12 protein-coding genes are annotated in these 13980 nt (G+C 73.5%); 4 read left to right on the forward strand and 8 right to left on the reverse strand.

Features of this window, described 5'->3' with window-relative positions; all coding sequences use genetic code 11:
• Nucleotides 1–57: 57 nt before the first annotated feature.
• Genes ACFXI4_RS38525 through wecB form a run of 4 tightly spaced genes read right to left on the reverse strand, consistent with a single transcriptional unit; the run spans nt 58 to nt 5801 of the window.
• Entirely contained in the window at nt 58–2244 is a 2187-nt protein-coding gene (locus tag ACFXI4_RS38525; RefSeq protein ID WP_385000461.1) for a glycosyltransferase, read from the reverse strand.
• Nucleotides 2241–4049, reverse strand: coding sequence for a hypothetical protein (locus ACFXI4_RS38530; protein WP_385000464.1), 1809 nt, complete (start codon nt 4047–4049; stop codon nt 2241–2243). The genes ACFXI4_RS38525 and ACFXI4_RS38530 overlap by 4 nt, the downstream gene beginning before the upstream one ends.
• Complete coding sequence (locus tag ACFXI4_RS38535) at nt 4049–4720, reverse strand: methyltransferase domain-containing protein (RefSeq protein WP_362731072.1); 672 nt, start codon at nt 4718–4720, stop codon at nt 4049–4051. Before ACFXI4_RS38535 ends, ACFXI4_RS38530 begins: the two co-directional genes overlap by 1 nt.
• Nucleotides 4713–5801 carry a non-hydrolyzing UDP-N-acetylglucosamine 2-epimerase gene (gene wecB / locus ACFXI4_RS38540; protein WP_385000467.1) on the reverse strand — a complete coding sequence of 363 codons (1089 nt, stop codon included), beginning with the start codon at nt 5799–5801 and terminating at the stop codon, nt 4713–4715. Before wecB ends, ACFXI4_RS38535 begins: the two co-directional genes overlap by 8 nt.
• A 101-nt stretch (nt 5802–5902) precedes the next feature.
• On the opposite strand from wecB, the gene ACFXI4_RS38545 reads away from it, so the two are divergent.
• The 3 genes from ACFXI4_RS38545 to ACFXI4_RS38555 all read left to right on the forward strand — a co-directional run bounded on the left by ACFXI4_RS38545 (nt 5903) and on the right by ACFXI4_RS38555 (nt 10015).
• Entirely contained in the window at nt 5903–7324 is a 1422-nt protein-coding gene (locus ACFXI4_RS38545; RefSeq protein WP_385000470.1) for a glycosyltransferase, read from the forward strand.
• Between the two features lie 79 nt (nt 7325–7403).
• Nucleotides 7404–8726, forward strand: coding sequence for a nucleotide sugar dehydrogenase (locus ACFXI4_RS38550; RefSeq protein ID WP_385000473.1), 1323 nt, complete (start codon nt 7404–7406; stop codon nt 8724–8726).
• Nucleotides 8727–8800: 74 nt separating this feature from the next.
• Nucleotides 8801–10015, forward strand: coding sequence for a glycosyltransferase (locus ACFXI4_RS38555; protein WP_385000476.1), 1215 nt, complete (start codon nt 8801–8803; stop codon nt 10013–10015).
• On the opposite strand, the gene ACFXI4_RS38560 is transcribed toward ACFXI4_RS38555, so the two are convergent.
• From ACFXI4_RS38560 to ACFXI4_RS38570, 3 genes are all read right to left on the reverse strand, one after another.
• Nucleotides 9912–10253: a VOC family protein gene (locus tag ACFXI4_RS38560; protein ID WP_385000479.1), complete on the reverse strand. Its 342-nt coding sequence runs from the start codon at nt 10251–10253 to the stop codon at nt 9912–9914. The two genes, ACFXI4_RS38555 and ACFXI4_RS38560, sit on opposite strands and share 104 nt — an antisense overlap.
• A 45-nt stretch (nt 10254–10298) precedes the next feature.
• Nucleotides 10299–10709, reverse strand: coding sequence for a VOC family protein (locus tag ACFXI4_RS38565; RefSeq protein ID WP_385000482.1), 411 nt, complete (start codon nt 10707–10709; stop codon nt 10299–10301).
• Between the two features lie 117 nt (nt 10710–10826).
• Complete coding sequence (locus ACFXI4_RS38570; protein ID WP_385000485.1) at nt 10827–11252, reverse strand: PPOX class F420-dependent oxidoreductase; 426 nt, start codon at nt 11250–11252, stop codon at nt 10827–10829.
• 305 nt (nt 11253–11557) lie between these two features.
• Between ACFXI4_RS38570 and ACFXI4_RS38575 the strand changes: the two genes are divergently transcribed.
• Nucleotides 11558–12781, forward strand: coding sequence for a serine hydrolase domain-containing protein (locus tag ACFXI4_RS38575; RefSeq protein WP_385000488.1), 1224 nt, complete (start codon nt 11558–11560; stop codon nt 12779–12781).
• Between the two features lie 7 nt (nt 12782–12788).
• Here ACFXI4_RS38575 and ACFXI4_RS38580 read toward each other — a convergent pair whose 3' ends face one another.
• On the reverse strand, nt 12789–13934 hold the full coding sequence (locus ACFXI4_RS38580; protein ID WP_385000491.1) for an NAD(P)/FAD-dependent oxidoreductase: 1146 nt from the start codon (nt 13932–13934) through the stop codon (nt 12789–12791).
• Between the last annotated feature and the right edge of the window lie 46 nt (nt 13935–13980).

The raw sequence follows: 13980 nt of genomic DNA on the forward strand, positions 1-13980 counted from the left end.
GGGCGGGGTCTTCGGGCAGGCCCCGGCCAACGCGAGAACCGCGGGCCGCTCAGCAGGTCAGCCGGAGACCAGCAGTTCCGTCCACTCCTTCGCCACCCGTTCCAGCGAGAAGCCCTCCCGTACCTGGCCGCGGGCCGTTTCCCCGGCCTCCCGCCACTCGTCCTGCTCGCCCAGTGCGGCGATCGACTCGGCCATCGCCTGCGGGGTGGCGTGGATCCAGCGGCGGTCGTAGATCTCGTCCGCGCCCGGCCACGGCAGCAGCGCGGGCACCGCACCGGAGGCCATGCCCTCGGCCGGTGCGAGATGGAAGCTCTCGTCGTCGCTGGTGGAAAGAACATGGCCGACGCGGCGCAGCCAGTTCGGCACGTCCGGCCCGAACTGGTCGAAGACGACGGCCCCTTCGAGCAGCGGCGAGGTCTGCATGCGGCGCAGGACGGCCTCGTAGTGGGCGCGTTCCTCGGGCTTGTTCCAGATCCACCAGTACTCCCACGGCGGCTTGGACTTGACCGAGAGGTGCCAGCGCCGGTCGTGGGCGCGCAGCGACTCCAGGACGTCGAGACCGAGGTCGAGTCGTTTGCGGCTGGGCGCGATGCCGATCATGCCGAGGCGGTGCCGGGCGCCGGGCGCCTTGGGCCGGTCGAGCTGGCCGACGTCGACCCAGTTGCCGATCGTGGTGATCTTCGATGCGGGCCAGCCGGTGCGCTCCCGGGTGCTGCGGGCGTAGTACGGGCTGACGCAGATCACGCGGTCGACGGCGTCGATGTCGAGCTGCTGCGGGTAGCCGGCGTCGAGTTCGAAGCGGTGCAGGCGGACGATCAGCCTGCTGCCGTGCCGCTTGTGGCGGCTGTACCAGACCGCCGCCGGACCACACCACTCGACGACCACCACATCGGCCCAGTCGGCCAGTTCACGGCTCGCGGCCGGGTCGTGCTTGGCGAGCGCGGGCCAGGCGTCGACGCGTACGTCGAAGCCGGGCAGGGCGCGGAGGTGGTCGAGCAGCCGGGTGAGGAACTTCAGGTCGTGGCCCGCCACCCCGATCCGCAGCGGGCGTGCGCGGCCGGCGACGGCGGCGGGTGCGGCGGGGAAGGCGCCGTCGAGGTGGGCGCGCCAGCGGGCCGCCGCGGCCTCCATGGTGTACTGCCGCGCCGCGGCCGTGCACCGGTCGGCCGCGAGCTGCCTGGCCCCGGGGCCGCGTACGGCGACGGTGACCGCGTCCACCGCGTCCGCGAGGGCCGCGTCGCCGGGCACGAACAGCGGGTAGTCGGTGCCGAGCAGCGCCTCGTGCGCGGGCGTGCGGTTGAGCACGACGGGCAGGCCGAGGGAGCCGAACTCCAGCACCTTGGTGGAGAGTTCGAGGCTGGCGTCGAGTGAGGGGTCGCGCCAGCCGAGGCCGAGGTCGCAGTCGGCCGCGATCCGCATGGCCTCCTCGCGGGGCACGCCGCCGTGGTGGACGACCTCGGGGGTGGTGCGCAGTGCCTCGGCCATGGCGGTGTCGAACCCGGGGTGGGCGGCATCCTGGTGGATCTTGTCGCCGACGGCGTGGAGTTCGGCCCGGATGCCGCGTTCGGCGAGCCGTGCGGGCAGCCGGGTCATGGGCAGGGTGTTCCAGCGGGGCGCGAACTTGCCGGTGTAGACGAGGCGTACGGGATCGCGCAGTGCGTCGCGCTGCGGGACCGGGAAGCCGGGTTCGGGCACCGCGGGCGGGCAGAGCACGGCCCGGCCGCAGGCCTCCGGCACCCAGGCCTCCAGGAAGCAGCGCAACTCCTCGGTCTGGCACAGGAGTTGCCGGGAGGCGTCGGCGATGCGGGCCAGGTCGACGCGGTCCTGTTCGGTCATCTGGGCCGGGGACTGCGGGATGTCGGTGAGGTAGGCCCAGATGCGTCCGTGGAAGTGGCCGTCGCCGACGATCTGCTTCACCAGCCGGCGGCCGCGCAGCACCAGCAGGTCGCAGGGCTCCTCCTCGTCGAGGCGGGCGAGCAGTTGCGAGGCCTGGTACGGGGACAGGGGGTGCGCGCCCTGGCCGGGGACGAGGTGCTCCTCGTACGGGCGGACCACGGTGACCCCGGGAAGTCCGGCCAGCGGGTCGGTCAGCCGGCCGGTCTCCACGGGGGCCTTGAGGACGAGCCGGGTCCGGCAGCCCGCGCGGGACAGCGCCTGCACGGTCGACTGCGCCCAGACGGCCGAGCCGTCGATGAGGTTGAGGTCCACGTCGCCGTAGACGAGCGCCCGGAGGGTGCGGGTCATGACGGCTCCTTTCCACGCACGGCGAACAGGCGGTGGCCGGCCCGCGACCAGGTCTCCGGTGGGGTGCCGGTGTCCAGCAGCGACCGGCGGACCAGAAGCGGCGTCAGGGTCGGTACGAAGACGTAGTCGTCGGCGGCGGGGGTGTGGCCCACCGCGTCGGCGCCCGAGAACTCCTGGGCGCACAGCAGGTCGAGCAGCAGGGTGTCGGGGCGGTCCTCGGTGAGGTCCGTCCAGTCGGCGACCCAGGGCGCGGTGGGCGGTCCGGAGTGGACGGTGACCGAGGCGGCGGTGAGTTCGCCGAGGTCGAGCCCCGCCGGGTCGGCGACGACCACCTCGGCCGGCCGGTGCAGCTGGCAGAGCGTCTGGGCGACGAGCCGGGCGACGCCGGTGGCGTCCCGGGGCGCGGCCAGGACGGCGACCCGGCGCTCGGCCGTCGGGGCGGGGGCGCCGGCCAGTTCGGCGAGCCGGGCCAGCCGTACCCGGCTGCTGTCCAGCTGGAAGACGTCCCGGAGCCGGTCGCGGCCGTCGGTGACCGGGTCGAGGCGGGAGAGCGCCGTCCCGGTGTCGCCGTCCAGGACGGCGTCCCAGGGCAGTTGGGACAGACCCGGCGCGGACGAGGCCGGCCCGTCCCGCCACAGCACCGCCATCCGGCCCAGCCCCCGGGCCTGGCCGATCAGCTCGGCCAGGCGGCGGTCCAGGTCGGGGGCGTGTCCGGTGCCGGTGAGCGTCCAGGGGCCCGCCTCGCCGGTGCAGGCGCCGAGCTGGACGAGGAAGACGTCCGGGTCGGTGCGCTCGAGCAGCAGCCGGCCGTCGTGCGGCAGCATCCGGCTGACCACGGCGTCGGCCGCGAAGTCGGCGGCGGTTCGGTCGGTCAGCACGCCGGTGATCACCAGCCGGTCGCGGGGTGCCACGGACAGGGCACGGTGGGAGAGATAAAAGCGGTCGTCGGCCGCCGCCTCCGGTGCCGGGGCGGCGCTCACGGCCCGCACCGGCCGCCCCTTGGCCTTCCGCTGCCGCCACAGTCCGTACAGCTCCCCGGGCAGCCGGGCCGCGCCGCGCCTGGGCGACCGGGCGGCCGACACCAGCGCCTTGCCCACGCGCAGCGAGGTGGAGCCCTCCAGCATGGCCACGCGGGCCTCCAGGACGCCGGTCCGCTCCCGGGCCCCGCGCAGGGCCGAGGCGAGCTGGTCCTTGTCCCGCTGGGCGGCGGCGAGCCGTTCGGCGAGTCCGTCCTCGCGCGCGGTCTCCAGGGCGCGGGCGGTCTCCTCGGCCGCCCGCTCCAGGTCGATCAGCCGGGCCCGCTGGGAGCGGGAGACGAAGTCGGCGAGCACGTACTCGTCGGCGATCCGCAGGGCCGTGGCGAAGCCGTCCGCCGGCAGCGGGCGGCCGAACCAGTCGTGCGGCGGCAGGAGTTCCTCTGTGCAGGCGAACACCGCGCCGGCGTGCAGATGTGTGTAGCCGAGCGCGGCGGCGTGCAGCACCTGACAGCGGTGGGCCACCAGGGCGTCCAGGAGCCGGTGGTAGGGCAGGTCGATGCCGGGGTGGCCGAAGACGATCAGACCCCGGCCGCCGGGCCGCATCCGTTCCAGTGCGGTGAGACAGTCCGCCTCGTCGCCGTGCAGGGCGGCGTCGGGACCGTAACAGAGGAGCATCAGCTCCCCTTCGCCGACCGGCTGTTCGTGCCGGGTGAGGTCCACACCGGGCGGCAGGTGCAGGTAGGGGTCCAGACGCAGGCCGCCGCTCGTCGCGTCCACGACCGAGGTGACGTCGTCCAGGTGCGGGTGGAGCAGATCGGTCAGACGCATCAGCTGGTCCTTGTGAAGACATGGAAGCCGACCCGGTTCTCACGGAAGCCGTAGGGCCGGAAGAGGGAGTGACTCAGGCCCAGGGGCTCGAGTTCCTTGCGGTAGGCCGCGATCGGCCGGTGCAGGATGTAGTCGCCGCGCGGCACGGGCTCGTCGGTGTTCTCGTCGGTGACGATCAGCCGGCCGGTGATCCGGACCAGCGAGGCGAGGTTGCGCAGACCGGCCGCCCACTCCCTGTCGTCCATGACGTGGAAGAGGACGTCCACGCACATCACCACGTCGTAGAGCCAGGGGCTGCGCCACTCGTCGAGGGCGGCCAGGGTGTAGCGGGGTCCGCCGCCCTCGGCCCGGGCCTGGGTGACGGCCTCCTCGCTGGCGTCGAAGGCGTCCACGTGGTGGCCGCAGCGGGCCAGGGAGCGGGCGAAGTGCCCCTTGCCGCAGCCGGCGTCGAGCACGAACAGCGGCGACGCCGGGCTGGACAGGTCGCCGATGAGGGTGAGGAGCTGGCCGAGCCGTACCGCGTAGAAGATCTCGTTGCCGGGCCGGTCCAGGCCGATGTGGCCGCCGGAGGCGAGATCGTCGCGTTCGCGGTGCCGGGTGTCCCAGTAGGTGCGGACGGTGTGCCCGGGAGCGCGGGGACCGTCGGGGCGGGTGCGGGTGGCGTCAGTCATGGCGCTCCAGCCACTCGGTGAGGACACGGGCGATGCGGGGGCCGGCCTTGCCGTCCCACAGCGGTGGACCCTCGGGGTCGGCCGCCTGCTGTCCGTCCAGGACCTTGCGCAGGGCGGGCACCAGTTCGCCGTGGCTCACCAGTCGGTTGGTGCCGTGGCTGACGGTGACCGGGCGTTCGGTCGTGGTGCGCAGCGTCAGACAGGGCACGCCCAGCACGGTGGTCTCCTCCTGGACGCCGCCGGAGTCGGTGATCACGGCGGCGGCGCCCCGGACCAGGCCCATGAACTCGACGTAGCCGAGTGGTTCGAGCAGGTGGATGCCGGGCGCGTCGGCGAGGCCCGCCTTGCGCAGCGCCTCCCGGCCGCGCGGGTGCAGGGGCACGGCGAGGTCGAGGTGGCCGGCCGCCTCGGTCAGGGCGCGGGCGGCGGCCGTGGCGGCCTCGGGGTCGTCGACGTTGGCCGGCCGGTGCAGGGTGACCACGCCGTACCGTTCGGGCAGTGCGTGGGCGGTGCGGGCGGCGGCCGGGTCGAAATGGTCCAGATGGGTGATCAGGGTGTCGATCATCGGGTTGCCGACCAGGTGCACCCGGGCCGGGTCGACGCCCTCGCGGGCGAGGTGGCCCACGGCTTCCGGACTGGTCGCGAAGAGCAGTTCGGCCAGCTGGTCGACCAGGCGCCGGTTGACCTCCTCCGGCATCGCCATGTCGAAGCTGCGCAGGCCCGCCTCGACATGGGCCACCGGGATGCCCAGCTTGGCGGCGGCCAGGGCCGCGGCGAGGGTGGAGTTCACATCGCCGTACACGACGACCAGGGCCGGGGCGCGGGCCAGCAGCTCGCCCTCCAGCGCCACCAGCAGGTCGGCGGTCTGCCGGGCCTGGCTGCCGGAGCCGACGCCCAGGTCGGTGTCCGGGGCGGGCAGCCCCAGCTCCCGGAAGAAGATGTGCGACATCCGTTCGTCGTAGTGCTGACCCGTGTGCACCAGGACCTGGTCGTGCCCGGTCGCGCGCAGGGCGGCGACGACGGGCGCGGCCTTCACGAAGTTCGGCCTGGTCCCTACGACATGGAGTACGCGGCCGTTCATGTCGTACGTTCTCCGCTCTGTCGGCCTACCTTGACGACATGGCCCGACTTCTGTTCCGTCCCATGCCGCGCCGTGTTCTCTGGATCCCCCGTGCACTCAGCTTGGCCGCATCCGTCGCATGGGGCGAGTTGCGCAACGATCCCGCGCGGGCCGCGCTGCTCGGCCTGCGGCTGCTGCCGGGGCGGGTGCGGCGCGGGCTGCGGCCGGTCGAGGGGCGGCTCGCCGTCCGGGCCCGGACGGCCGGTCCGGCCGCCGCGCCGTCCGCCGCCCGGGTCCCGGGGCCCGCCGGGCGGCCGGTGCGGCCCGAACCGGGCCGGGTGCTCCATCTGGTCACCAACGGGGTGCCGTTCAAGCACGCCGGCTACACCGTGCGCACCCAGGCGCTGGCCGAGGCCCAGCGGGCCGCCGGGCTCGATCCGCACGTGGTGACCCGTATCGGGTTCCCGGTGGCGCAGGGCGTCCTGGACGGCCGTCCGCTGCAGGTCGTGAACGGGGTGCCGCAGCACCGGCTGCTGCCGCTCGGCCTGCCGTACGGGCAGGGCGCGGTGCTGGCCCGCAACGCCGAGCTGGCAGGGCGCCTGGTGGAGCGGCTGCGGCCCGCGGTGCTGCACGCGGCCACCGACCACGGCAACGGGCGGGTGGCGCTGGCCCTGCGGGAGACCTACGGGCTGCCGGTGGTGTACGAGGTGCGCGGCTTCCTGGAGGAGACCTGGCTGACCCAGGCGGCGGGCCGCACCCCGGACGACCCGACCTACCGCGCGCGGCGCGCCCTGGAGACGTACTGCATGCGCCAGGCCGACCTCGTGCTGACGCTGGGGGCGGCGATGAAGGCCGAGATCGTGTCCCGCGGGGTGCCCGGGGAGCGGGTCCTGATCGTGCCCAACGCGGTGGACGACACCTTCCTCGCCCCGCCGCCGGACGGGGCCAAGCTGCGTGCCCGGCTCGGCATCGCGGCGGACGACTACGTGGTCGGCACTGTCAGCAGCCTTACTCCACACGAGGGAATCGGCACGTTGCTCCATGCGGGTGCCGAGCTGCGCCGCAGGGGGGTTCCGCTGCGGCTGTTGATCGTCGGTGACGGACCCGAGCGCGCGGCGCTGGAGGCGCTGGCCGGCCGGCTGGGACTGGGGGCCGGCGTCGCGCTGTTCACCGGTCGCGTCCCGCACCGCCATGTGCGCTCCTACCACGGCGTTCTTGATGTCTTCGCGGTACCGCGCACCGATGAACGGGTCTGCCGGCTGGTCACTCCGCTCAAGCCGGTCGAGGCGATGGCGAGCGGCGTTCCGGTGGCGGCCAGTGATCTCACAGCCCTGCGGGAAGTGGTCGAACCGAACGTCAACGGACAACTCATTCCGCCCGATTCCGCTCATGCTTGGGCAGAAGCTCTCGAAGTATTGCTTTACAGTCGAGAACGGCGGCATGAATGGGGAGCATCCGCCCGCGCCCTGGTGGCGCGTGATCGCACCTGGAAGAGGGTCGCTGCCACGACCCGAGAGGCGTATCTCGCTCTTGGATGTGTCTGAGGCCCGCCGTCGCCCGGAATCGCACCGTCCGGGCCCTTCGGATCCATACGGCGTCTGCCGTTGAGGGCGGAGTGTCCCTATGCAGGTCGAAAAGGCCGTACCGCTCGGGAAATTGAGCGAATCGCTCGGGGATGAAGATCGGACCGACGGCTACGAACTGGCCGTCATCGGGCTCGGCTACGTCGGGCTTCCGCTCGCGCGGGAGGCGTCGCTGGTCGGGCTGAGAGTCGCCGGGCTCGACCTCGACCCACGGGTCGTGGAGGGCCTCAACGCCGGACACTCCCATGTCGACGACGTCTCCGACGACGACGTCGCCCGCATGCGGCAGGCCGGCTTCACCGCGTTCACGGACGACGCGTGTCTGGCCCGTGCGCAGACGATCGTGATCTGTGTGCCGACCCCGCTCAGCGAGGACGGCGGTCCCGATCTGGGCGCGGTGACCTCCGCCGCGCGGGCGGTGGCGCGCAGGCTGGGCCGCGGACGGCTCGTCGTCCTCGAATCGACCACCTATCCGGGCACCACCGAAGAGGTGCTGAAGCCGATCCTGGAGGAGTCGGGGCTGCGGGCCGGCGACGACTTCGCGCTGGCGTTCTCACCGGAGCGCATCGACCCCGGCAACACCACCCACGGGCTGCGCGAGACCCCGAAGGTGGTGGGCGGCTGCACCCCGGCGTGCGCGGTCCGGGCGGCCGCCTTCTACGGCAAGCTCGTCGACACCGTGGTGCAGGCCAAGGGCACCCGGGAGGCCGAGATGGCCAAGCTCCTGGAGAACACCTACCGGCACGTCAACATCGCCCTGGTCAACGAACTGGCGATCCTCTGCCAGGAGTTGCGCGTCGACGTATGGGACGCGATCCGCTGCGCCGGCACCAAGCCGTTCGGCTTCCAGGCCTTCCGGCCGAGCGCCGGGGTGGGCGGCCACTGCATTCCGATCGACCCCAACTACCTTTCGTACAAGGTGCGTTCGATCGGCTACGAGTTCCGCTTCGTGGAACTCGCCCGGGAGATCAACGCGCACATGCCGGAGTACGTCGTCCGGCGCGCGCAGGATCTGCTCAACCACGAGGGCCGCGCCCTGCACGGCTCCCGGGTGCTGCTGCTCGGCGTCACCTACAAGCCGGACGTCGCCGACCAGCGGGAGTCGCCGGCGGTGCCGGTGGCCCGGCTGCTGCGGGCCCGGGAGGCCGAGATCGCCTTCCACGACCCGTTCGTGCCCGCCTGGTTCGTGGACGGGGAGGCCGTGCCGCGGGTCACCGACGTCATGGCGGCCGTGCGCTCGCACGACCTGACGATCCTGCTCCAGGACCACTCCGCCTACGACCTGCCGGCCATCGGTGACGAGGCCCGGCTGCTCTTCGACACCCGCGGGCGGATCTTCCGGCCCGGTGTCGAGGTGCTGTAGGCGACCTCTGCGGCAACCCCCCTTCCGCCGGCCGGAGTCCGAGGGCTCCGGGCGGCGGGCCGAAAGGCGCTCAGATGCGGATACTCGTCGTCACCGTCGTCCACCATCCCGAGGACGCACGCATACTGCACCGGCAGATCACCGCGCTGCGGGACCGGGGTCACCACGTCGTCTACGCGGCACCGTTCTCGGCCCGCGAGGCGCGGCCCCGAGCGGACCTCGAAGGCATCGACCTGCCCCGGTCGGCGGGCCGGAGCCGCCGGGCCGCGGTGGGCGCGGCCCGCGCCCTGCTCGCCGAACGCGGCCACGAGGCGGACGTGATCCTCCTCCACGACCCGGAACTGCTCCTGGCCCTGCCCGGCACCCTGCGCCGCTGGCGGCGGTCCGGGGCCTCGCCCGTGGTCGTGTGGGACGTCCACGAGGACACCGCCGCCGCGCTCGCCATGAAGCGCTGGGTGCCCCGGGCGCTGCGGTCGCCGCTGCGGCTCGGTGTGCGGGCGGCCGAGCGGCTGGCCGAACGCCATCTGCGGCTGCTGCTCGCCGAGGACGCCTACCAGGAGCGGTTCAGCCGCACCCACCCGGTGGTGCCCAACTTCACGACGGCACCGGTGCAGGCGCCCGAGCCGCCGGGCAGCGAACGCGTCGTGTACGTCGGACACCTGTCGCGGGCGCGGGGCGCGCTGGACCTGATCGAGACCGCCCGGCACCTGGGGCCCGGTCTGCGCGTCGAGGTGGCCGGGGCGGCCGACCCGGACGTCCGGGAGGCGCTCACGGCGGCCGACCGCGACGGCGTGCTGCGCTGGCACGGCTTCCTGCCCAACGACCGCGCCCTCGCGCTGCTCACGGGCGCCCTGGCCGGCCTGTCCCTCCTGCACGACCAGCCCAACTACCGCCATTCGCGGCCCACCAAGGTCGTCGAGTACATGGCCCACGGCGTCCCCGTCGTCACCACGCCCACCCCGCTCGCGGCCGACATGGTCGAGCGGCACGGCTGCGGTCTCGTCGTCCCCTACGAGGATCCGCACGCCGCCGCGGCGGCGATACGGCGGCTGAGCAGCGACGCGATCCTGCGCCACACCGCCGCCCAGCGCGGTCGCGAGGCGGCCGTGACGCATTTCAACTGGCCTGACAAGGCAGCCGAGTTCACGCACACGCTGGAGACCTGGGCACGGGAGGAGGGCGGCGTCAGGCGCGCGGGTGGCGCGGCTCGTACAAGGCGACCTCGCCTCCGCCCGGCAACCGGAAGCCCGTCACCCGGCCCCAGGCCGCGTCCTGGACGGGTCGGCTGAACTCCACGCCCTTCGCGGTGAGTTCGGCGGTGGTGGTATCGAGGTCGTCGCACATCAGCATCAGTTCGTGCGAGGGTTCGCCGTCGGCCGGGTGACAGGCCACCTCGGCCGGCGGCAGCCTGAAGACCAGCCAGCCGCGCCCGGCGTCGACGTGCGGCCAGCCCAGGACGTCCCGGAGGAAGGCGCGGTCCGCTTCGGCGTCGCGCGTGTAGATCACCACATGTGCCCCATTGATCACCCGCGGAGGGTAGCGGCGGCGCGGGCGGGCGGCAAGCAGCCGCGGCTACGCGTTGGACCAGCCCCGCTCGCACAGCACGAGCCGGTACCCGTCCGGGTCCTCGATCGTGACGCCCCACCGGTTCCAGTACGGATTCGGTGACGGCACCCGGGTGCCGCCGTGCTCCTCCAGCCGGGCGACCAGGTCGTCGGGGACCGGGCCGTCGACGTAGACCACCAGCAGGTCCTCCTCGGTGGGCCGCGGCTCGACGGGCCGGGCGGGTTCGTGGACCAGCTCCAGATGCCAGCCGGCGTCCGGCCAGCCCAGCATCAGCAGGTCGTGCTCGCCCGGCTCCGGCCCGCCCTCGGCCCGCCACACCACACCGAGACCCAGCCCCCGCACCCAGAACCGCTCGGCCGCGGCCAGGTCCCGGGAGGGCCGGGCGACGCGGAGGTGACTGCGGCCGTTGACGGGCATGGTGACCTCTTCCTGGACTGCCGTTCGGTGCCAGGAAGCCTAGGCGTCCGCCCTCGCGCGCGGCCATCGGCCGATCGCCCTGGATCACCGGTCCTAGGTCCGGCCCCGGGCCGGGGGTCAGGCGCGTGGAATGCCGTACGCCCGCTCCACGCGCAGCCGCAGCACCAGCCGGCGGTCGCGGACCATCGCGGCGCGGTAGTCCTCCCAGTCCGGGTGTTCGCCCTGGACGTCTCGGTAGAGGCGGACGAGCTCCTCGACGGTCGCGTCGTACGGGTCCCGGGCGACCGGCGAGAGCTCGGCGGTGCCCTCCGCGACCGTGTACGCCCAGCGGTCGGGGCTGGTGACGTGGTAGGAGGCACGCGGGTCACGGCGCAGGTTGCGGGTCTTGGCGCGGTCGTCCGTGATCGAGACCCGGACGGTCCGCTCGTCCGGGTAGTACGCGTGATTGACATTGGACAGCTGGGGGCGGCCGTCGCTCTTGAGGGTGACCAGCACCCCGTGGTTGCCTTCGGCGAGCAGCTTCAGAAGAGCGTCCTGGGTCATGCTCCGGAGAACCCCGTCCGACCCGCCCCGCATTCCCGCCGGGCCGGGTGTACCCGGAGTGCACAGGGGAAGACGGGGGCATGTACACGAGGGCGGCCCGCCGCGACACCGGGACCGCGGAACCGCAGCTCGCAGGGGCGTTCCCGGCCGCCCCCGGCGTGGCGGTCGCGTCCCCCTCACCCGGCACCCCTTCTATAGCGTCCGTCACACCACACGCGGATGCGCGGGCCGGTTCGCCGTTTCCTGCGCGACGATGAGGTCCGAGGTCGCACCGCACGGCGGGGCGACACGACCGGAGGAGAGCGATGGCACAGCTGCGACAGGAAGTCGACCCCAGTGAGGTCGGGCTGGACGTGAAGGCGCTGGACCGCCTCGACCAGCACTTCGCCCACTACGTCGACGAAGGACGCCTGCCCGGCTACCTGGTGTCCGTGGCACGCGGCGGCCGGATCGCCCACCTCACCACGCAGGGCCACCGCGACCGCGCGGCCGGACTGCCCGTCGAGCCGGACACCATCTGGCGGGTGTACTCGATGACCAAGCCGGTCACCGCGGTGGCGATCCTGCTGCTGGTGGAGGACGGCGTGCTGTCCCTGGACGACCCGGTCGGCCGCCTGCTGCCGGAGTTCGCCGAGCCCCGGGTGTACGTGAGCGGTTCGGGCGACGGCATGGTGACCCGGCCGGCCGACGGGCCGATCCTGATCCGGCACCTGCTCACCCACACCGCCGGGCTGACCTTCGCGTTCTACCACGCGCACCCGGTGGACGCCCGCTACCGCGAGGCCGGCCTGGAGTTCTCGGTGCCCGCGGGCGCGGACCTCGCCGAGACGATGTCGGTGTACGCCCGTATGCCCCTCCAGTTCGAGCCGGGCACGCAGTGGAACTACTCCGTCGGCTTCAACGTGCTCAGCCGCGTCATCGAGGTGGTCTCCGGGCAGCGGCTCGACGAGTTCTTCGCGGACCGGATCTTCCGTCCGCTCGGCATGCCGGACGCGGGCCTGCACATCGTGCCCGAACAGGCGGACCGGCTCTCGGAGTTGTACGGCGAGACGGAGGGCGGGGGCATCGAGGCGATCCCCGGGCTGCCGTTGCGCGGCCGTCCCCGCCTGCTGTCCGGCAGCGGCGGACTGGCGGCGACGGCGTACGACTACCACCGCTTCATGGAGATGCTGCGCCGGGGCGGCGAGCTGGACGGCGTCCGGCTGCTCTCCCCCGCCTCGGTGGACCTGCTGGCCGGCAACCACCTGCCCGGGGGCACCGATCTGCGGGCCTTCGGCGCCCCGCCCCACCAGGAGCCCGGCAACGACGGCCTCGGCTTCGGCCTGGGCGTCTCCGTGGTGATCGACCCCGCCCGTACCCTCTCGCCCAGCAGTCTCGGCGCCTACGGGTGGACCGGCGCGGCCACCACCGCCTTCTGGGTCGACCCCGCGCACGACCTGACCGTGCAGTTCCACACCCAGGTGCGCCCCAAGACGCTGAAGATCCTCCCGGAGCTGCGCCGGCTGGTCCACGAGACGATCCAGGACTGACCGGCGCTCACACGAGGTTGGTCTCCGGGCGGGAGGCGCCGGCCGCGAACCGGCCGGCGCCGAGCGGGCGGACGTCGAGGAAGGGGGCGCGGCCGAGGTAGAGGTCGCGGATCACCTCGCCGACCGCCGGGCCCTGGAGGAAACCGTGGCCGGAGAACCCGGTGGCGTACAGGAACCGGGAGACCGAAGTCGCCTCGCCGATCAGGGCGTTGTGGTCCGGGGTGTTCTCGTACAGGCCGGCCCAGCCGCCGGTGCGGCGCAGGTCGAGCAGGGCGGGCGCGCGCCGCTCCATCGCCGCGCACAGGCGCGGGATCCAGCGGTCGTGCGGGTCGGTCGCGAAGCCCGGCCGCTCGTCGGGGTCGGACATGCCGAGCAGCAGTCCCGGGCCCTCGGCGTGGAAGTACAGGCTGCTGCCGAAGTCGATGGTCATGGGCAGCGTGGGCGGCAGTCCGGGGACCGGCTCGGTGACCGCGATCTGGCGGCGCAGCGGCTGCACCGGCAGGTCGACGCCGGCCATCGCGCCGACCGCCCTCGACCACGCCCCGGCCGCGCAGATCACCGTGTCGGTGGCGATCCGGCCGAGGGTGGTGTGCACGGCGGTGATGCGGGCCCCGTCCCGTTCGATGCCGGTGGCCTCGGTGTGGCGCAGTACGCGGGCACCCTGGGCGCGGGCGGCGGCCGCGTAGCCGTGCACGACGGACTCGGGGGTGCAGTGGCCGTCGTCCGGGGAGTAGGCGGCGGCCAGCAGTCCGTCGGTGGCGATCAGCGGGGAGAGCCGCGCCGCCTCTTTCGGGGTGAGCATCCGGCTGGGCACACCGAGGTGGTTCTGGAGCCGGACACCCGCCTCGAAGGAGGCGACCTCCTCGGGGGTGGACAGGAGGAAGAGGTAGCCGACACGGTGCAGCCCGATGTCGTAACCGATCTCCTCGCCGAACCGGGCGAAGGCCTCCAGACTGCGTGCGCCCAGGCGGATGTTGAGTTCGTCCGAGAACTGGGCGCGCACTCCGCCGGCGGCCTTCGAGGTGGAGCCGGCGGCGAGTTCGTCGCGTTCGACGAGGACGACGTCGCGGACCCCCGCGCTCGCCAGGTGGTAGGCGATGCTGGTGCCCATCACCCCGCCGCCGATGATCACCGCCCGGGCCCGGAGATTCACGCGTGTGCCTCCTGTCGGTCTCCCCTCTTCCTTCCCCCGGAGGCCG

Source organism: Streptomyces sp. NPDC059224 (assembly GCF_042754285.1).
GTDB lineage: Bacteria > Actinomycetota > Actinomycetes > Streptomycetales > Streptomycetaceae > Streptomyces.